This window comes from Actinoplanes couchii (assembly GCF_016862075.1).
Taxonomy (GTDB): Bacteria; Actinomycetota; Actinomycetes; order Mycobacteriales; family Micromonosporaceae; genus Actinoplanes; species Actinoplanes couchii.
In genome coordinates, this window is sequence record NZ_BOMG01000072.1 from 1 (window position 1) to 18,024 (window position 18,024).

At 70.9% G+C, this 18,024-nt stretch carries 19 protein-coding genes and 1 pseudogene; 9 read left to right on the forward strand and 11 right to left on the reverse strand.

All coding sequences use genetic code 11. From position 1 onward, the window contains the following. A partial coding sequence (locus Aco03nite_RS28770) for a GAF domain-containing protein (RefSeq protein WP_203800099.1) occupies window positions 1-1,253 on the reverse strand: 1,253 nt, incomplete at its 3' end. A 62-nt stretch (window positions 1,254-1,315) separates the two neighbouring features. Between Aco03nite_RS28770 and Aco03nite_RS28775 the strand changes: the two genes are divergently transcribed. Beyond that, window positions 1,316-1,810 (forward strand): MarR family winged helix-turn-helix transcriptional regulator, encoded by a 495-nt coding sequence (locus Aco03nite_RS28775; protein ID WP_239145508.1) that lies wholly within the window; start codon window positions 1,316-1,318, stop codon window positions 1,808-1,810. 95 nt (window positions 1,811-1,905) lie between these two features. Next, window positions 1,906-2,349 carry a DoxX family protein gene (locus Aco03nite_RS28780; protein ID WP_203800101.1) on the forward strand — a complete coding sequence of 148 codons (444 nt, stop codon included), beginning with the start codon at window positions 1,906-1,908 and terminating at the stop codon, window positions 2,347-2,349. Window positions 2,350-2,382: 33 nt separating this feature from the next. Here Aco03nite_RS28780 and Aco03nite_RS28785 read toward each other — a convergent pair whose 3' ends face one another. The 3 genes from Aco03nite_RS28785 to Aco03nite_RS28795 are packed head-to-tail and all read right to left on the reverse strand — an operon-like array spanning window position 2,383 to window position 4,969. Further along, entirely contained in the window at window positions 2,383-3,234 is an 852-nt protein-coding gene (locus tag Aco03nite_RS28785; protein WP_239145509.1) for a polysaccharide deacetylase family protein, read from the reverse strand. A 34-nt stretch (window positions 3,235-3,268) separates the two neighbouring features. Then, complete coding sequence (locus Aco03nite_RS28790; RefSeq protein ID WP_203800104.1) at window positions 3,269-4,447, reverse strand: PQQ-binding-like beta-propeller repeat protein; 1,179 nt, start codon at window positions 4,445-4,447, stop codon at window positions 3,269-3,271. 48 nt (window positions 4,448-4,495) lie between these two features. Beyond that, a complete protein-coding gene (locus Aco03nite_RS28795) occupies window positions 4,496-4,969 on the reverse strand; it encodes a MarR family winged helix-turn-helix transcriptional regulator (RefSeq protein ID WP_239145510.1) in 474 nt (157 codons plus the stop codon). Window positions 4,970-5,035: 66 nt separating this feature from the next. Between Aco03nite_RS28795 and Aco03nite_RS28800 the strand changes: the two genes are divergently transcribed. Beyond that, complete coding sequence (locus Aco03nite_RS28800; protein WP_203800107.1) at window positions 5,036-6,511, forward strand: LLM class flavin-dependent oxidoreductase; 1,476 nt, start codon at window positions 5,036-5,038, stop codon at window positions 6,509-6,511. An 11-nt stretch (window positions 6,512-6,522) separates the two neighbouring features. Here the strand turns inward: Aco03nite_RS28800 and Aco03nite_RS28805 are convergent, their stop codons facing one another. Beyond that, window positions 6,523-7,311 carry a GNAT family N-acetyltransferase gene (locus Aco03nite_RS28805; protein WP_239145511.1) on the reverse strand — a complete coding sequence of 263 codons (789 nt, stop codon included), beginning with the start codon at window positions 7,309-7,311 and terminating at the stop codon, window positions 6,523-6,525. A gap of 112 nt (window positions 7,312-7,423) precedes the next feature. Here Aco03nite_RS28805 and Aco03nite_RS54775 point away from each other — a divergent pair. The 3 genes and pseudogenes from Aco03nite_RS54775 to Aco03nite_RS28825 all read left to right on the forward strand — a co-directional run. Continuing rightward, window positions 7,424-7,972 (forward strand): annotated as a pseudogene (locus Aco03nite_RS54775) (DUF6183 family protein); the annotation flags it as partial. A gap of 74 nt (window positions 7,973-8,046) precedes the next feature. Next, on the forward strand, window positions 8,047-8,343 hold the full coding sequence (locus tag Aco03nite_RS54210) for a DUF6183 family protein (protein ID WP_203800113.1): 297 nt from the start codon (window positions 8,047-8,049) through the stop codon (window positions 8,341-8,343). 42 nt (window positions 8,344-8,385) lie between these two features. Next, the gene (locus tag Aco03nite_RS28825) at window positions 8,386-8,865 is read left to right on the forward strand and encodes a GNAT family N-acetyltransferase (protein ID WP_203800115.1); all 480 of its coding nucleotides are present in this window, start codon (window positions 8,386-8,388) and stop codon (window positions 8,863-8,865) included. A gap of 4 nt (window positions 8,866-8,869) precedes the next feature. Here the strand turns inward: Aco03nite_RS28825 and Aco03nite_RS28830 are convergent, their stop codons facing one another. From Aco03nite_RS28830 to Aco03nite_RS28840, 3 genes are all read right to left on the reverse strand, one after another. Next, window positions 8,870-9,538, reverse strand: coding sequence for a GTP pyrophosphokinase (locus Aco03nite_RS28830; RefSeq protein ID WP_239145512.1), 669 nt, complete (start codon window positions 9,536-9,538; stop codon window positions 8,870-8,872). Window positions 9,539-9,560: 22 nt separating this feature from the next. Continuing rightward, window positions 9,561-11,342: a substrate-binding and GGDEF domain-containing protein gene (locus Aco03nite_RS28835; RefSeq protein ID WP_203800117.1), complete on the reverse strand. Its 1,782-nt coding sequence runs from the start codon at window positions 11,340-11,342 to the stop codon at window positions 9,561-9,563. 80 nt (window positions 11,343-11,422) lie between these two features. Further along, window positions 11,423-12,103 carry a hypothetical protein gene (locus Aco03nite_RS28840; RefSeq protein ID WP_203800119.1) on the reverse strand — a complete coding sequence of 227 codons (681 nt, stop codon included), beginning with the start codon at window positions 12,101-12,103 and terminating at the stop codon, window positions 11,423-11,425. Between the two features lie 34 nt (window positions 12,104-12,137). Between Aco03nite_RS28840 and Aco03nite_RS54215 the strand changes: the two genes are divergently transcribed. Together Aco03nite_RS54215 and Aco03nite_RS28850 are read left to right on the forward strand one after the other, a co-directional pair. Further along, window positions 12,138-13,181, forward strand: coding sequence for a GNAT family N-acetyltransferase (locus tag Aco03nite_RS54215; RefSeq protein ID WP_203800123.1), 1,044 nt, complete (start codon window positions 12,138-12,140; stop codon window positions 13,179-13,181). Between the two features lie 52 nt (window positions 13,182-13,233). Then, window positions 13,234-14,124, forward strand: a complete 891-nt coding sequence (locus tag Aco03nite_RS28850; protein ID WP_239145513.1) for a DJ-1/PfpI family protein — start codon at window positions 13,234-13,236, stop codon at window positions 14,122-14,124. Between the two features lie 243 nt (window positions 14,125-14,367). Here the strand turns inward: Aco03nite_RS28850 and Aco03nite_RS28855 are convergent, their stop codons facing one another. Both Aco03nite_RS28855 and Aco03nite_RS28860 read right to left on the reverse strand, forming a co-directional pair. Beyond that, complete coding sequence (locus tag Aco03nite_RS28855; protein ID WP_203800126.1) at window positions 14,368-14,514, reverse strand: hypothetical protein; 147 nt, start codon at window positions 14,512-14,514, stop codon at window positions 14,368-14,370. Window positions 14,515-14,564: 50 nt separating this feature from the next. Then, the gene (locus Aco03nite_RS28860; RefSeq protein ID WP_203800131.1) at window positions 14,565-15,455 is read right to left on the reverse strand and encodes an NAD-dependent epimerase/dehydratase family protein; all 891 of its coding nucleotides are present in this window, start codon (window positions 15,453-15,455) and stop codon (window positions 14,565-14,567) included. Between the two features lie 81 nt (window positions 15,456-15,536). Between Aco03nite_RS28860 and Aco03nite_RS28865 the strand changes: the two genes are divergently transcribed. After that, the gene (locus Aco03nite_RS28865; protein ID WP_203800133.1) at window positions 15,537-16,094 is read left to right on the forward strand and encodes a TetR/AcrR family transcriptional regulator; all 558 of its coding nucleotides are present in this window, start codon (window positions 15,537-15,539) and stop codon (window positions 16,092-16,094) included. A gap of 196 nt (window positions 16,095-16,290) precedes the next feature. On the opposite strand, the gene Aco03nite_RS28870 is transcribed toward Aco03nite_RS28865, so the two are convergent. Further along, complete coding sequence (locus Aco03nite_RS28870; RefSeq protein ID WP_203800134.1) at window positions 16,291-17,931, reverse strand: thiamine pyrophosphate-binding protein; 1,641 nt, start codon at window positions 17,929-17,931, stop codon at window positions 16,291-16,293. Window positions 17,932-18,024 lie beyond the last annotated feature (93 nt).

Below are 18,024 nucleotides of genomic sequence, written 5' to 3' on the forward strand. Positions count from 1 at the left end.
GGGACGGCGGCGGCGGTTCGCAGGCCGGACACCCGGGCGGCGTCGGCACGGGGTCCGCCGGTGCCGGGCACGTCGGAGATCCAGATCGCGGTCCCGGCGTCCCACTCCTCGCCGACCACGCCCGACCCGCGCATGATCGCATGCCAATCCGACATCCGGGCGGTGCCTTCGGGGTCGCGCGACCACACCGCGAGCCGTTCCATGTTCGTGCCTTCGGCGTCCAGGTGCCAATATTCGGCGTACGGCCATTGCAGGGTCTCGCCGACCGCCGCCACCACCGCCGCGGTCGCCTGCTCGACACTCTGCGCCGCGGCCAGCACACCGGCGACCGAGTACTCCAGGCTGCGCAACCGTTCGCTGTGCCGGGCCGCGGTCAGGTCCCGGACGAACAGGTAGGCGTCCGGGCCGTCCGGGCCGCTGAGCACGGTCAGCGAGAACTCGACCGGGAACCGCCGGCCGCCCCGTTGCAGCACCTGGAACGCCACCCGCCGGCCGGCCGCCTCGGTCTGCGCCCCGGTCCGCGCGAGCCAGTGGGTGTACGCCGCGCGATCCTCCGGCACGATGACCAGCGTGGTGAAGTCCCGCCCGATGGCCTCGGCCTCGGTCCAGCCGAACATCCGTTCGGCCTCCCGGTTCCAGGAGGTGACCAGGCCGGACGGCCCGGTGGACAGGAACGCGTCCAGGGTGCTGTCCAGGATCTGCTGGATCAGGTCGGCGGCGCGGGCGGCCTCGGCGGCGCTGATCCGGGCGGCGATCTCGGCGGTGGCGGTGACGGCCAGGTCCTCCATGGCCGCCACGTCGTCGTCCGACCAGTTCCGCGGCTCGGAGCCGCCGGCACACAGCGTGCCCAGGATGTGACCGTCCGGGGAGCGCAATGGGACACCCAGGTAGGAGATCGCCCGGTAGTCGGTGATGGCCGGGTTGTCGTGCAGCAGCGGATGCTCCCGCGCGTCCGGCACGACCAGGGGCTTCCCACTTTCCACCACATATTTGCAGTACGAGTGGGTCAGCGGCGTCTCGGTGATCTCCCCGGTGGCGCCCGGGCCGCCGCTGCTGACGAAACACTGCCGGTCCTGTTCGACCAGGGAGACCAGGGTGACCGTGCCGCCGACGATGCGGGCCGCGAGCCCGGTGATCCGGTCCAGCACCGGGGATCCGGGCAGGTCGATCAGCCCCGTCGAGGCCACCGCGGCGAGCCGTGCGGGATCCGATACGGCCGCGGACACGGCGCGGGACGGGACGGCGATTTTCATCGACTCCCAGATCGGCCGGGGACGCCCTGATCTGAGATCGGGTGTGCTGCGAGAATCGCGGCGTGGACACTCCGTGGCTGACCTCCGAGCAGCTGGCGGCATGGGTGCGCTTCATCGGTGTCGTCGAACTGCTCCCGGGCGTGCTCGACAGCCAGTTGCGCCGCGACGCTCAGCTCACCCACTTCGACTACTACGTGCTGTCGCAACTCTCCGAGGCGCCGGAGCACACGCTGCGGATGACGGCGCTCGCCTCCCGGACCGCCGCGACGCTGGCCCGGCTCTCGCACGTGGTGCAGCGGCTGGAGACGCGTGGGCTGGTCGAGCGGTTCCCCTGCCCGCGGGACCGGCGGGCCACCAACGCCCGGCTGACCGACGCCGGCTTCGACAAGGTGCGGGCGAGTGCGCCGGGGCACGTCGACACCGTCCGGGAGTACGTGGTGGACGCGCTGACCCCGGAGCAGCTCACCCAGCTCGGGGTGATCAGTGACGCGCTGTTGCGCAAGCTCGACCCGGGTAACGACCGGGCCGAGATATACCGCCGCTACGACCCGCTGTGACATCCCCCATAAGGTTGAAACTTCAAGTTTGTTGCGCCGAGCAACCGCCGCGGCAATAGTTGTCGGGACAACTGTTCCCTGCGGAAAGGCACCTCGTGAACACCACGATCCCCCGTGACGTCGCCCTGCTGATCGCCCGCGTCGTCGTCGGCATCGTCTTCATCGCCCACGGATGGCAGAAGTTCAACGAGTGGGGCCTCGACGGCACCAGCGCCGCCTTCGGCCAGATGGGTGTCCCGCTGCCGACCGTCAGCGCCTGGTTCGCCGCGATCGTCGAGCTGGCCGGCGGGATCGCCCTGGTCGCCGGGGTCGCGGTGCCGCTGGTGTCGCTGCTGCTGGTCGTCAACATGGTCGGCGCGTTCGTGCTGGTGCACGTCTCCAACGGTGTCTTCGTCGACAACGGCGGCTTCGAGCTGGTCGCCGTGCTCGGCGCGGCCGCGCTGGTCTTCGCGGTGCTGGGCGCCGGCCGCTACAGCGTCGACCGGCTGCTGGCCCCGCGCCTGCCGGCCGTGCTGACCGGGCAGACCGTCAACGCCTGACGCCCACCCGAGGGAACCTCCGGTCGGAGCCGCTCACCCCAGCAGTGCGGAGAGCGTCACCGGCTGGAGGTTCTTACGTTTCAGGCCGGCCAGGATCGCCGGCAGCGCGTCGTCGGTGTACTGCGCGTTCGCCTCGGTGACGTGCATGATCACGATCGAGCCGGGCTTCACCTGGTCCAGGACCGCGTTCACCACCGGGGACGGGCCGCGGGCGAACGGATCCCCGCTGACCACGTCGCCGTCGATGATCGTCACGCCCAGCGGGGCCAGGGCCTTGCGGGCCGCCGCGTCGTGACACAGGCCGGGGAACCGGAAGTAGCGGGTCTGCCGGCCGCCGAACGGCTCCAGCACCCGGAACGTCTTCGCCACGTCCTCGGTCATGCCAGCCGGCGCCACCCGGGGCAGGTTGTAGCAGTCGCCGGTGAAGGCCGCGTGCTCGTAACTGTGGTTGGCGATCTCGAACAGCGGGTTCCCGGCGATCCGCCGGGTGACCTCGGGGTACTGCTCGGCCCACTGGCCGGTGACGAAGAACGTGGCCGGGACACGGCGGTTCTCCAGGATCTTCAGCAGGCGCAGGTTCGCGTACGACTTCACCTCGCCGCGCTTCAACCGGGCGATCATCGCGTCGGTCATGTCGGCGTCGAAGGTCAGCGCCACCCGTTTCGCGGCCCGGGGTCCGTGCTGGATCACGATCGGCAGCACGCCGGGGCGGGCGGCGCCGGGGATCACCGCGGGTTCGCTCTCCAGAACCGGGGCCGACGGCGAGGGCCCGGCCGGGGACGGCGACGGAACGGGAACGGGAACGGGTGCGGGCTTGTCCAGCCCGCACCCGGCAAGCATCAGGATCAGGAAGAAGACGAGACCGCGCCGTCCATCGAGCAACACGCCCGTGAGGATGCCATCGACAGGCGCGAGGGCGCTAGCCGGAACGGCGGGTGCAGCCGTAGCGGCAGGCACGGAACTGGGCGAACCGCGGCCGGTCGGCGCCGCCGAAAGCGGTGAAGTCGCCGCCGACGGTGAGGGTGCCCAGCGCCGGGTTGGACTTCAGGGTGAGGACACCCCACCGGCCGTTGCTGCGCGGATTCCAGTCCCGCAGCACGCCGGTCGCCGGATCCCAGGCCGCGATCTTCGGCTGCGGCCGCAGAGTCTTGCCCGGACACCACGAGGTGGCGGTGGCGGACGGCTTCGTACACGCGACCGTGAAGTGGCCGCCGCCGTAGACGGTGCCGTTCAGGAACGTGATCGCCTGCACGTCGCCGTCGGTCACGCTGCTCCAGGCCAGACCCCCGTCCGGGCGGTACGCCTGGACCCGGCCACCGACCCCGGCCAGCCCGGCGAACACCCGGTCACCCGCGACGGTCAGGGCGAAAGAGGTGTACGGGGTGGACGGCTTGAACCCGGTGTCGACCTTCCCGTCGGCGAGCTTGAGGGCGGCCAGCCGTGCCGTACCGGCGACTCCGTTGATCTGTTTGAAGGCCCCGCCCACGTAGAGCCGGGAGCCGGACGCCGTCAGTGCCCACACCTTGCCGTCGGTGTCGCCGGCGAAGCCGGTGTCGAGGCTGCCGTCGGAGAGCTTGAAGGCGGCCAGGTTGCGCGCCGGCCGGCCGTCGACGGCGGAGAACTCGCCGCCCAGGAAGAGCCGGCCGCCGGCGACCGTGAGGGTCTGCCCGCGCCCGTCGACGGTGTGCTTCAGCCCGCCGACGTCGCCGGTCCTGAGATCGATCGCGGCGAGCCCGCGCCGGGGCTGCCCACCGGCGTTGCGGAACTTGCCGGTCACGTAGAGCGACGAACCGCTGCCGGCGACGCCCGTCACGGTGCCGTCCAGAACGGGCGCCCAGGGCAGCAGCCGGCCGGTGCGGGAGTCCACCGCGGCGAGACGTTTACGGGTGACCGCTTTGCCGTCGACGATCGCGTGCGTGAAGCTGCCGCCCAGGTAGACGGTGTCGCCCACGTGGACGCTGGTGTAGACGAGGCCGTCGAAGCCGACCGTGTGGTCCGGCGCGACCGAGATCGGCGGGACGGTGCCGGCGTGGGCGGGAGCGCCCGGAAGGACCAGCGCACCGGTGAGCAGTGTCGCCAGCCAGGGTGAATGTGACATAACCGCGACGATATGGGCCTTTTGCCGTGCTAGCGCAGCAAACGCCACTCACGAGGTCGGCTGAACGACCTCGCACAGGTCCTTGAGCGGATCCCGGGTCTGTGCGTCGCAGGCGATCCGCTGCAACAGGTCGCGGAACACCGTGACGTCGCCCTCGGGCAGCGCGCGCAGCACGTGCGTCTCGGCCCGGCGCAGCGCGTCGCGGTGCGCCTGCCACGCCGACCGGCCCCGGTCGGTGGCGACGATGAGCCGGCTGCGGCGGTCGGCCGGGTCGGGGCGGCGGGTGACGAGGTCCTGTTTCTCCAGGTCGTCGATGAGGTACGTCAGGATCGTCCGGTCCACGCCCAGCTCCTGCCCGATGGCGACCTGGTTGCGGGGCCGGTCGTCGACGGCCGCACTGAGCACCTGATAGCCGCGCGGGCCGCCGGGCAGGTCACTGAGCACGTGCTCGGCGGCTTTGACATAGGCGCGGAACACCACGCCCAGCATCCAGCCGAGATCACCTTCCAGGGGCGTCGTCACGAGAAATACCCTAGCACCACAGATAGTCTGTTTGACAGATCTTCTGAATCGCTGCACAGTTGAGGCATGTCCGACTATGGCTACCCGCTCCAGTTCGGGTCCTTCCTCACCCCGTCCGCCGGCGACCCCGACCGGGTCGTGGCGCTCACCGTGCTCGCCGAGCAGGCCGGCCTCGACCTGGTCACCTACCAGGACCATCCGTACCAGCCCGGTTTCCTCGACACCTGGACCCTGCTGAGCTGGGCCGCCGCCCGCACCCAGCGGGTGAGCCTGGCGGCCAACGTCACCAACCTGCCGCTGCGCCCGCCGGCCGTGCTGGCCCGCAGCGTCGCCAGCCTCGACCTGCTCAGCGGCGGCCGGATCGAGCTGGGTCTCGGCGCGGGCGCGTTCTGGGAGGCGATCGAGGCGATGGGCGGGCAGCGGCTCACCCCGGCGCAGGCGGTGCAGGCCCTGGAGGAGGGCATCGACGTCATCCGCGAGCTGTGGGACGTCGACGGCAAACGGGCGGTCCGGGTCGACGGCACGTACCACCGGGTGGTCGGGGCGAAACGGGGCCCGGCGCCCGCCCACGACGTCGGCATCTGGCTCGGCGCCTACAAGCCGCGGATGCTGGCCCTCACCGGGCGCCGGGCGGACGGGTGGCTGCCGTCGCTGGGCTATCTCAAACCGGGCGATCTCACCGCCGGCAACAAGATCATCGACGAGGCGGCGCTGGCGGCCGGGCGGCAGCCGTCCGACATCCGGCGACTGCTCAACATCGGGCCCGGGCAGACCCCGGAGGAGCTGGCGGAGCTGGCCCTCGGCGACGGCGTCAGCACGTTCATCCTGGCCACCGACGACCCCACCGAGCTGCGCCGATTCGCCGCCGAGGTCGCCCCGGCAGTCCGGGAGCTGGTGTCGTCGACCCCGGCGAACCCCGCGGTGGTCGCGGTCGCCGAGCCGTCCGGGTTCGCGGTCGTTCCCACCCCTCCCCCTGCGGTACGCCGGAGCAGCACCGTGGTCTGGGACGAGAGCGAACGCCCCACCGGCCCGGCCCTGGACCCCCGTCGCAGCTACACCCCGCACGACCTGGCGACCGGACAGCACCTGATCCAGGTCCACGACAGCCTGCGCGGCGAGTTGGAGCAGATCCACGACCTGATCGACCAGGTCGAAGCCGGCACCATCGACGTCGGCACCGCCCGCTCCCACATCAACACGATGACGATGCGGCAGAACAACTGGACCCTCGGCACGTACTGCGAGTCGTACTGCCGGATCGTCACCACCCACCACACCCTCGAGGACCGCTCGCTCTTCCCGCACCTGCGCCGCAGCGACCCCCGCCTGGCGAAGGTGGTGGACCGTCTGGAGGCCGAGCACCACGTCATCCACGACGTCCTCGAAGGCGTCGACCAGGCCCTGGTCACGCTGGTCTCGGCCCCCGACGGACTACCGGCCCTCCGCGAAGCGGTGAACCTGCTCTCCGACACGCTGCTGTCCCACCTGGCCTACGAGGAACGCGAGCTGGTCGAGCCCCTGGCCCGCCTCGGCATCCAGTAGCCCGATCCCGGTCACGAGCGCTGAGCGGGCGCCTTGATGTAAGGCGTGGTCGTGCTCAGGGCCGCGAATCCCAGGCGCTGCAGGATCGGGCGGGACTGGTCGGTGGCGTCCACCTGCAGGTACTTGTAGCCCAGGTCGGCGGCGATGCGGGCCCGTTCGGCGACCAGCGCGCGGTAGATCCCCTTACCGCGCCACTCGGGTGCGGTGCCGCCGCCCCACAGGCCGACGAAGTCGGTGCCCGGGTAGACGTCCATGCGGGCGCCGGACACCGGCTCGTCACCGGCCAGCACCACGAACGGGTAGGCGTTCTCCGGCTCCTCGGTCAGCTGTTTGAGCACCCGGTGCCGCAGCCAGTCGGCGTTCTCCCCGAAGGCACGTTCGCTGGCCCGGGCCATCAGCTCGACCCCGGCGGCGTCGGTGACCCTCTCCAGGCGTACGCCATCGGGAAGATCTGTCGCCAACCGCAACCCGCTGATCTCACCGACCATCAGCGTCTCCCGCTCCTCGGCCGCGAAACCCGCCGCGAGAAGCCGGTCACCCAGGTCGGCGGGGGTGTCATGGCCGTAGAGCTTCCACTCGAACTCGACACCCAGCTCGCCGAAGAACCGCACCTGCTCGGCGATCACCGCATCCGCGTCGTCCTCGTCCAGCTCCGACCAGACAACCGCGTTCCAGTCCAGCTTGCCACCCACGTGCCGCAGCACGGTGCCGTCGCGTTCCATCCGGGTCGACGGCCCGGCCTCGTTCGACTCTTTTCGCATCTGCCGGTCGAACAGCGCCAGCACTTCTTGTTCATCCACACCCGAACCCCAGCACCCCGGAGCCCATCGGGCAACGCATTATCGTGTCGTGGTGATCGAGACCGGACTGGACGACGTCGACCAGCGACTCCGTGACGGCGATGTCCGGTTCGTGGCGGATCTCGGGATCGACCTGTGGCGGCGGTACGGCGCCGACCCGAACCCGCCGTGGCAGTTCCACAGCCTCGCCGACGGCATCCTGCGCCGGCTGGCCCGGCGCCCCGGTCCGGTGATCGAGGCCGCGGAATTCTTCGCGACCGTCGCGACCGGGCGCCGGGCCCGGTTCGCGGCGTCGCTGCTGGCGTCCGAGCATCCCGCCTCCGAGCTGCGGGTGCTGGCCGGGCCGTCCGAGCTGAGTTCCTGCCTGGGTCAGGAGCTGGTGCTGCGCGCGTACCCACCGGGCCGTTTCGGGGCGCAGCCACCACATCCGCTCTCCTGGCTGCCGCTGTCCCTCACCCCGATGGAGAAGTGGCCGGAGCTGCCCCGATACACGATCAACGGCAGCTCGACGAGCAGCCGTGACGTGACGGTGTCGCCGATGCCACCCGGCGGACCGGCTGGACGGTGGCACGAGACCGACCCCGGTGACATGGCGGCGGCGGTGGCGAACTGGGTCGGGGAGTCCAACGGGCGCGCCGAGGCCCGGGTCTTCGCCTTCGACGAGCCGGTGACACCGCACGCGTTCCTCGATGTCGGGCTGGCCAGCGCTCAGGGCCTGACCGGCGGGTACGGCGTGTGCCCGCGCACGCCTGGCACCGTCTGTTCGGGGCGGCGTCGGACGGCGGCGCGCACAGCCGAGGCGGGTTCGGGGCGTACGGCCGGCTCGCCACCTGGCGTTCGGTCGCCGCCCTCACCGGGGCCCCGCCGGGCGCCACGGTCCGGGAGGTCGCCGCGCTGGCCGAGGACTGCACGTGGGTGTCGTTCGGGCCGGACTCCGAGTGGTTCAACGGGGACGGCTGGGACCTGGGTTTCGCGGTGCTGTCGCCGGACGGCCGCCGCCTGGCCGTGCTGGCGGCCACCGACGCCGACTGAAACGGGGCAACGCGGAACCGGACGGTCCGGCACAATCGCGGAATGCCTGTGGTGATCGCGCTGCGACCGGTTCACGACGCCGACGAGGACGCGCTGTTCGAGCAGTCCCGTGACCCCGAGTCGGTGCGGATGGCGGCTTTCACCAGGCCCGATCCGGACGACCGGGCGGCCTTCGAGGCGCACCGGGCCCGGATCCGGTCGCGGTCCGACGTGATCGAGCGGGCGATCACCGTGAACGGCGTGCTGGCCGGCACCATCGGCTGCTGGGTGATGGCGGGCGACACCGAGATCGCCTACTGGATCGACCGCGCCTTCTGGGGCCGTGGCATCGCCACCGTCGCGCTGACCCGGTTCCTGGCCGAGGTCCCGCACCGCCCGATCTTCGCCCGCGCGGCCGGCGACAACATCGCCTCCCTGCGGGTCCTGGCCAAGGCCGACTTCAAGATCATCAAGACCCAGGTGGCGTACGCCGAAGCCCGCGGAACCGAGATCGAGGAGTCGATCCTGCGGCTGGACGCCTGACCGCTCAGCGCCGTGGGCCGTGTATCTCCCGGTGCAGCCGTTCCATCCGCAGGTCCAGGCGGGCGGCGTCCTCGGCGGCGGCGGTCAGTTCGTCGCGCAGCCGGGGCGGGACCACGTCCGGGTCGTGCTTGTAGTAGATCTTGTGTTCCAGGCTGGCCCAGAAGTCCATCGCGACCGTGCGCAACTGCACCTCGACCGGCACCGCCACCACCCGGTCGGACATGAAGACCGGGATCTCCACGATCAGGTGCAGGCTGCGGTACCCGTTGGCCTTCGGCTTGGCGATGTAGTCCTTGGTCACCACCAGGTTGACGTCCGGCTGGCGGGTCAGCATGTTCGCGACCGTGTAGACGTCGGAGACGAAACTGCACACGATCCGGATCCCGGCGATGTCCCTTATCCGGGCGCGCAGGTCGTCGAAGTGCAGCGGGCAGTTCAGCCGGTGGGCCTTCGCGGTGATGCTCGCCGGGGTCTTCAGGCGCGGGCTGATGTGCTCGATCGGGTTGCCGGAGCCGCGATGGGTCAGTTCCTCGGCCAGGATGGTGATCTTCGTGTTCATCTCGGCCAGGCCGAACTTGTAGACCATCAGGAAGTGGTTGAGATCGGCGTACTGCTCGTGCCAGGCCTCGGGATGCCCGCGCCGGGCGAGCTGGCCGGGCTGGTCGGTCGTCACGTCTCGTTTCTCCACAGTCACGTCATCGTCGCCGCGACGCCGACTTGGCCCGGTACATCGCCGCGTCGGCCTCACGCAGCAGCAGGTCGGGGTCCGGGTTTCCGTCCCCGGAGACCGCCGAACCGATGCTCACTCCCACCTCGACCCGCTTGCCGTCGATCAGGTACGGCTCGGTCACCGCCGCCCGGATCGAGGCGCGGACCACGTCCTCCGCGCCCGGCCGGGACACGTCCTCGATCAGCACGACGAACTCGTCCCCACCCAGCCGGGCCACCGTATCGGTGCGCCGCAACTGGCCGGTCAACCGCCGTGCCACCTGTATCAACAGCTGGTCACCGGCGGCGTGACCGAGCGAGTCGTTCACCGCCTTGAAGCCGTCGAGATCAAGCAGAAGCACACCGAAACGGTAGCCGGGTTCCCTGGCGGCCCGAAGTCCGGCCTGCGTCAGACGGTCCTCCAGCAGCAGACGGTTGGGCAGCCCGGTCAGGTGGTCCCGCATGGCGGCGGTCCGCAGCCGCTCCTCCATCACCCGGTAGTCCAGGGCCTTCGCCAGCAGCGAGCCGGAGTGGTTCATCATCTCCCGGCCCGGCGGGGTGGTCGACTGGATCCGCCCGACCGCGGCCAGCAGCCCCCAGTCCTTCAGCGGGCTGCGCACCGGCACCACGAAGACGATGTCGCCGTCCTCGCCGTGGGCCAGGTCGAAGAGTTCCCGAGGCGGAAATTCATCCACCGGGATTACGCGCCCCGGGGTGCCCGCCGCGAACCGGTACGCCCCGGTCAGCTCCAGCTCGCCGTCCGGCGCCCACAGGCCGAAGCTGCCCGCCACCGCTGTCGTCCGGTCCAGCCAGTCCAGGCGCCCCGCGTCCCCGCCCTTGTCGGTCAGCAGCGCGATGCCCAGGTCGTACTGGATGTTGAGGGTGTCCTGCAGGTATCTGACCTGCCGGAACAGCTCACGGGTCTGTGACTCGGAGACCGGCAGGCCGTCGGAGGGGCAGCCACACGACTCACGCGGCCCGAAGATCGTCGCCACCTCGCGTTTCTGCGGCGGCTCGGTCAGCAGCGCGTGCACGGCGGCGCCGACCGCGTCCAGCGGCTGCCGCACGCTCGACAGGGCCGGTCGCAGGTACGCGGCGTCGGCGATGTCGTCGAACCCGACCACCGCCAGCTCCCGCGGCAGGTCGTACCCGGCCGCGGTCAGCTGCGAGATCAGGCCGATCGCGTTGCGGTCGGTGCCCAGCACGATCGCGGTCACCGGCATCCCGGCCCGGATCAGCGCGTCGGCGACCTGCTCCCCGCCGCTCTCGTGGTTGTCGCCGGTGTCGAACACCAGCTCGGGCAGGTCGTGTTCGGCCAGACCGGCGCGATAACCGGCGAGCCGTTCCCGCAGATCGAAATGGGCCGTGTAACCGGCGAACGCGATCCGCTCGTGTCCGTGACCGATCAGGTGCGCGACGGCGTCCCGTACGCCGCTGCGGTTGTCCGCCGCGACCACCGACATGCCCGGTGCGGCGCTCTCCTCGGCGACCAGCACCACCGGCAGCCCGGCCCGCACCGCGGCCGCCGGGAAGGCGGGCGGCACCGCGCCGGGCAGCACCGCCAGACCGTCCAGGTGCTTCCACGCCACCGGCCGGTGGAAGTCGGGCAGACCGGCCCGGTCCGCGCTGTGTGCCCCCGGATCCAGGGTCTGCATCGCCATCACCCGGTCACCGGCGGCCACCGCGGCGGCGTTGATCCCCTCGACGATCGCCCCGTAGTAGTCCCCACCGACGAACGGCGACAGGATCCCGAAGGTACGCCCACTCACACGTCCCATGATCGCCCAGACCTCGGGTTCGGCGCGGCCAGACCCGGGTTCGGCGCGGTCAGACCCGGGTTTCGGGGCGGTCAGTGCAGCCCGACAGCCTCCAGCACGTTGCGGATCGTGGCACCCACGGGCCGCAGCACCGAGTCCCGCACCCAGCGGCCGGCCCCGCCGATCGCCCGGAACACCGGCCCCAGCGTCCACCGCCAGACGAACGCCAGCGCGACACCGACCGGCCGCAGCACCCAGCGGTAGAACTGCCGGAACAGCCACGACGTGCCGTGCCAGCCGGTGACCAGGAACCACCAGATCACCCGGCCCACCGGCACCAGGATCCAGCCCCAGAGCAGCTGGGCGACCCGGACGATCGCCCGCCCGACCGGCCGCAGCACCCAGGCGAAGAGCTTGTCCCACAACCACATCAGCGGTACGCCGATCAGCACCATCGGCACCATCAGGATCCAGCCGAGCAGCTTGACCAGCGCATGACCGGCCCAGACCAGCGGCGGCCTGATCAGATTCCGCCACAGCCACTCCAGCGGCGCGACGACCAGACGCTCCCACACCCAGGCCAGCGGCGCGACGACCAGACGCTCCCACAGCCAGGCCAGCGGGGCGACCACGTACCGGCCCAGAAACCGCCCGATGATCGCGAAGAGTTCACCGAGAAGCCGGAACGGCAGCACCACCACGACCGCGATCGCCCGCACCGGCCAGAGCAGCCAGTCCGGCGGGGAATTTCGGGAATCGTCAGGTCGCGGCACCGGGACACGTTAGCCGACGCCCTGCCATCCCCGAGTGACACGTGCAGCTCAGATCGAAGAACACGCCGCCTCCGCGTGGCCGGCAACACACAACACCCGGGCCGGCGGCTGGATCCTGCGCCACACCCCCGGAGTCACCAAACGCCGCAACAATTCGGCTCTGCCGACGCCCTCCACCTCCCTCTCCCCGTCCACCTTCCTCTCTACCTCTACCTCTACCTCTACCTCCCTTTCCCCGTCCGCTTCCCTCTCCCCCTCCACCTCCGCCTCTGCTTCCCCCTCCCCCTCCGCCGACGAGCTGCCGATCGGCGTGGCCGAGACGTACTACCGATCAAAGGGTCTGCCGGTCACCGTCCAGGTCAGTCCCGCCGAGGAACACACCGCCTTGGACGCGACGCTGGCCGCCCTCGGGTACCGGCACGACGCCCCCACGCTGGTGCTGACCGCTCCAGTCACGACGGTCGCCACAGCACCCACCACCATCGCGGCCCCCACGGACGCGGCTACCGCAGCGCCCACTATCACCGCGGCCCCCACAAACCCGGCCACCGCAGCACCCACCACCACGACGCCCACAAACCCGGCCGCTGGATCACCCACCACCACCGTGACCCCCACGGATCCGGCCGCCGGATCACCCACCGTCGCCGCGACGCCCGCGGACGCCGTGCCTGTGGACGCCTTCGTTGAGATCACTGGGCTCACGCCGGCCTGGCGTGCGGCTTACGGCAACGACGCCGTGAGCGCCCACGTCCTCGACCGGATCGATCGCCCAGCCGGGTTCGTCTCGATCACGGTCGACGGGGAGATCGTCGCGCTGGGCCTGTTCGTGGCCGGCGACGGCCTGGCCGGCATCTTCTGTATGGCCACCGACCCGCAGCACCGCCGCCGGGGTCACGCCGCCGCGATCCTGCGCGCGGGCGCGGCCTGGTCCGCCGGCCAGGGCGCCGAGTTGCTCTACCTCCAGGTCGAGGAGGACAACACCCCGGCCCGCCGCTTGTACGAGGGAGTCGGCTTCACGCATTCCCACAGCTACCACTACCGCGTCCGGGACACCTGGCCAGAACCCGTCGTATAGTGGCATTCCAGCCACTTCTGCCGACGATCAGGGCTGATTAGCGTTCCTCACCATGATGTATGCCCAAATCGTCCTGTTCGACGGCTTCGACCCGTTGGACGTGGTAGCCCCTCTAGAAGTCCTGGTCGCCGGAACCACCCTGGCCAACAGCACCGCACCCAACAGCACCGCACCCAACAACACCGCAACCGGCAGCGGCCCGGCTGCGGGTGGCCCGACTGATGACAGCCCGGCTGGCAAGAGCCCGGCCGGCAACGGCCTGACTGATGACGTCCCGAAAGGCAACAACCCGACTGCCGCTGGCCTGACGGATGGCGGGCCGAAAGGAAACAACCCGACTGCTGGTTGCCTGACGGATGGCGGGCCGAAAGGCAACAACCCGACTGATGACCTGACTGATGGCAGGCCGGATGGCAACAGCCCGGTCGGCGGCAACTGGGAGGTCCGGCTGGTTTCGGCGGAGGGACCGCGCCGGGTGGTCAGTGGAACCCTGGGCCTGGCCCTGGACGCGACCGCCGCCCTTGACCCGGACCTGCCCGGCTATGTCCTGGTCCCCGGCGCTTCCGGGCCTCTCGACGAGATCCCGGCCCTACTGGCGCAGGCGGCCCGCTCCGAACTGGCCCCGCTGGCGGCGAAGGCGATGGCCAACCCGGAGATCACCATGACCACGGTCTGCGGCGGCTCACTGGCCCTGGCGATGGCCGGCCTGCTGGCGGGCCGCACAGCGGTGACCCATGTAGGTGGCCTGGACGCGCTACGGGCCACCGGCGTGACGGTCGTCGACGCCCGGATCGTCAACGACGGCGATCTGATTACCGGAGCCGGCGTGACCTCCGGCCTGGACCTGGCCCTCCACCTGCTCGAACGCTCCTTCGGCCCCCGAATCGCCCACGAGGTGGAGCAGCTGATCCAGCACGAACGCCGAGGCATCGTCTGGCGCTGACCCACTCACCCACTGACCCGCCCGTTTCAGCCGCTGGCCCGCTGACCAGCTCAGCCACTGACGGCTGCTGACCGCCCTGGAACACGAGCCGCTGCCAGGACGACCTTGGCGGTGACCTCGTCCAGGCCGGGCAGACCAGCCGACCCGCCAACACGCCGACCCGCTGACCCGCTGACCCGCTGACCCGCTGACCCGCTGACGGCAGGTTGTCAGAAGGCGTAGCACTCGCAATGCGGCAAGTTGTCAGAAGGTGCGGCACTCGCAATCCGGCAGGTCGTCGGCGTCGGCGGCGGCGTCGTCTTCCGGCGGTGGATGGCCGTGGGCCTTCTCGTAGGCCTCCCGGTACTGCTCCGGCGACATGATCACCAGCTCTTCAGGGTCCGCGTCCATGGTGCGAATTCTCGCTCGCCGTTGCACAGCCGCTGAGGCCGGACGGGCGGTCAGGCGTAGGCGCCGGCGGCGATGTCGTCCAGCAATGTCGGGCCGGTGGGGGTCCAGTCGAACCGGGTGCGGGTGATGTCGCTGGTGGCGGTCATGTCCCGGCCGAACAGGTGGCCCAGGAAACCGAAGTGTTCGACCGCGTCCGCCGGGTCGATCGACTTCACCGGGAGGTTCAGGGAACGGCCGATCGCGCCGGCGATGTCCCGGCTCAGGACCGCGGTCTCGGCCACCGCGTGCAGGCGGGTTCCGGCCGGGGCACCCTCCAGGGCCAGCCGGACCAGCCGGGCCGCGTCGTGCACGTGGACCGCCGACCACGCGGTGTCACCATCACCGACGTAACCGGACACGCCGGTGCGCCGGGCCGCCGCCACCAGGTAGCTGATGAATCCGTGGTCGCCGGTGCCGTGCACGGTCGGCGCGAACCGGGCCGCGATCACCCGGACACCCCGCGGCACGAACTCGAAGGCCAGGTTCTCGGCCCCACCGCGCGGACTGTCCGGCCCGTGCGACAGCGACAGATCGTTCTCGGTCGACGCCCGGCCGGTAGCGAGCGAAGCCAAACCGGAGGCGAAGAGGAATGGGTGGTCGGTTTCGGTCAGGGAGTCGGCGATGGTTTGGACTGCTGTGCGTTCGGCCCGGTTGGATTCGGCCGGGTTGGCCCAGTCGTGTTTGTTGGCCAGGTGGATCACCGCATCCGATGACGTCGCGCCTCGGCGGAGAGCCTCCAGGTCGTCGAGGTCGCCGGGTAGTGCGGTGGCGCCCTTCGCGGACAGGGCGGCGGCTGCCGCTTCGGTGCGGGCCAGGGCGGTGACGCGGTGGCCGTGGGCGAGGAGTTCGTCGACGGTGTGGCGGCCGATCCAGCCGCCGGCGCCGGTGAGGAACACGTGCATGATGGAGACTCCCAGTGATGTCAGCTTATGACATGACCGTACACCGTCATGTCAGCCTCTGACATCACTATGATGAGGATCATGGGGAGATGGCAGGGCGGCGCGAGCGAGCGCCTCAAGGAGGCGGCACTCGGTCTTTTCAGCACCCGGGGGTACGACCGGACCACGGTCGCCGAGATCGCCGCCGCCGCCGGGGTCACCGAGCGCACCTTCTTCCGCCACTATGCGGACAAGCGCGAGGTCCTGTTCGTCGATCAGACCGAGTTCGAGCGGGCGTTCCTGAGCAGCCTGCCGGAGACCGGTGACGACCCGATGCGGCTGATCGCGGCGGTTCTGGACGGCGCCGCCACGCTCTTCCCGGAGGAGCGCCGCGCCTGGTCCCGGGCCCGCCAGACGGTGATCACCACGAACGTCGCGCTGCAGGAACGCGAGCTTCTCAAGATGTCCACCCTGGCCCTGACCCTCACCAGGGCGCTGACGACCCGCGGCATCGACCCGACCAGCGCCGCCCTGGCCGCCGAGTCCGGCGTGACCGTCTTCCGCACCGCGTTCACGGTGTGGGTGACCGAGACCGAAACCCGCACATTCCCGGCAATCCAGCAGACCGTCCTGACCCGCCTGCACGCACTGATCGGCTAGATCCCCCCGGCCGAGCCTCCAACCATCACGCGGGAATGAGGCCGGCACCCGTCACGCGACCCAAGGCCGGCCGGCGCGGCAAAGGCCCGCCGACAACCACGGAATGCCGGCGTCACAAAGACCGGCAACCACGGAAGACCTGCGCCGTAAAGACCAGTAACCACGGAAGGCCGGCCGGCGATCAGGGGAAGGCTGGTCAGTGGCCTCGGAAAGCCTCCTCCAGCCACCACGACGGCTTGCCGGCGGCGATCTTGGCGTCGACGACCATCGGGGTCTCCCGCGGGCCCGCGAGCCATTCCCGGACCAGATCAAGATCTTCCGGTTTCTGTACGGTCACCGCAGCGCAACCGTGACCCCGCGCGATCGCCGCGATGTCCGTCGGCGGGAACCGTACCGTGTCCAACGGGTGGTCGCCCGGACCGAAATGGTGCACCTCGGCGCCGTACGCCTCGTCGTTGTAGACCACCACCAGCATGCCCAGGCCGAGCCGCCGGATCGTCTCCAACTCGGCGATGCCCATGAGAAAGCCGCCGTCCCCGCAGGCCGCGACCGGCAGCCGTCCCGGGGACGCGAGGGCCGCCCCGAGGCCGCTGGCCAGTCCGAGACCGATCGACTGGAACGACTGGGTGAAACAGAAGCCCTGATGATCCGGAACGGTCAGGAACATCGACGGGTAGCCCATGAAGTTGCCCGAGTCGACGGCCACCACCCGCTCGGCGGGCAGCAGATCGTCGAGTGCGATGGTCAGCGCCCGGGGGTCGATGTGGCTGTCGTCCCCCTCGTCACGGAACGCCACGTCCCGCCATCTGCCCTGGTCGCGCAGCTTTTCGCGTACCCAAGCAGCTCGGAAACCCTCGCGCGGGCCGGTGAGCGCCTCGCGGACCGCGACCGCGCTGAACGCCGCGTCGCCGACCACCCCGAGGTCGATCCGGTGGTGCCCGCCGAGCGGCGGCGCCTCCGTGTCCACCTGCACGACCGTGGCGTCCGGGCTGATCAGAGCCCCGTGCCGGGTGGTCCACATGGTCAGCGAGGCGCCCCAGGCGACCACCACGTCAGCCGACGTGATCAGCTCGGCGGCCAGTGGCGTGGCGAACCCGCCCGATACGTCCAGGTTCCACTCGTTGCCCTGGAACAGGGCTTTCGCCGCCGCCGAGGTGGCCAGCAGCGCCCCGCACGTCTCGGCGAGCGCCTCCAGCTCGGCCCGGGCGCCGAGCGCGCCCCGGCCGGCGATGAACACCGGCCGTTCGGCGCCCTGCAACAGATGGGCTAAAGCGGTCACCGCGTCGTCGGAGGCGCGGGGCGGTTGCACCGCCGGGGCCGGGGGCACGGTCGCCGGTTCGGCCGCGGCGGCCTGCACGTCCAACGGCAGATTCAGCACGACGGTACGTCTGTCGCGCACCGCGGTCCGCCACGCCCGGGTGGCGTCGGCGACCGCGGTCGCCGCGCTGTGCACCCGTTCACTGACCGCGCCGACGGCGTGCGCGAGGGCGTCCTGGTCGACCCGGAAGTTCGACCGCAGCGCCGACGCCGCCGGTTCGGCCGCGAGCACGATCATCGGGGTACGGCTCTTGGCCGCCTCGGCGATCCCGGTCATCGCGTTCGTCAGCCCGCAGCCCTGATGCACCGAGACGACCCCGACCCGGCCGCTGACCCGGGCGTACGCGTCCGCCGCCGTCGCCGCGCCGCCCTCGTGCCGGGTGGCGACGAACCGGGCGCCGTGCGCGACGAGCGCGTTCGTGACGTGGAAGTTCCCGCTGCCGACGACCCCGAAGACCAGGTCGGCCCCGAGCCGGGCCAGGGTCTCACCGACGACCCCGGCGACCGTCTGATCCGTCATCTCTCTCCCCTTCGACCTTTCGGTCAATCCCTCGACCCTCGACCCTCGACCTTTCGAGAAGCGGGGTCCGCGCCTTTCCAGTAGCGGGCCCAC

Coding starts and splice junctions, on each gene's coding strand:
- Aco03nite_RS28855 (WP_203800126.1), bottom strand. CDS start 14,514: ATGGACGCGGACCCTGAAGAGCTGGTGATCATGTCGCCGGAGCAGTAC.
- Aco03nite_RS28860 (WP_203800131.1), bottom strand. CDS start 15,455: ATGCACGTGTTCCTCACCGGCGCCGGCGGCTGGATCGGCCGCCACACC.
- Aco03nite_RS28870 (WP_203800134.1), bottom strand. CDS start 17,931: ATGACGGATCAGACGGTCGCCGGGGTCGTCGGTGAGACCCTGGCCCGG.
- Aco03nite_RS28825 (WP_203800115.1), top strand. CDS start 8,386: ATGCCTGTGGTGATCGCGCTGCGACCGGTTCACGACGCCGACGAGGAC.
- Aco03nite_RS28865 (WP_203800133.1), top strand. CDS start 15,537: ATGGGGAGATGGCAGGGCGGCGCGAGCGAGCGCCTCAAGGAGGCGGCA.
- Aco03nite_RS28790 (WP_203800104.1), bottom strand. CDS start 4,447: ATGTCACATTCACCCTGGCTGGCGACACTGCTCACCGGTGCGCTGGTC.
- Aco03nite_RS28850 (WP_239145513.1), top strand. CDS start 13,234: ATGATGTATGCCCAAATCGTCCTGTTCGACGGCTTCGACCCGTTGGAC.
- Aco03nite_RS28800 (WP_203800107.1), top strand. CDS start 5,036: ATGTCCGACTATGGCTACCCGCTCCAGTTCGGGTCCTTCCTCACCCCG.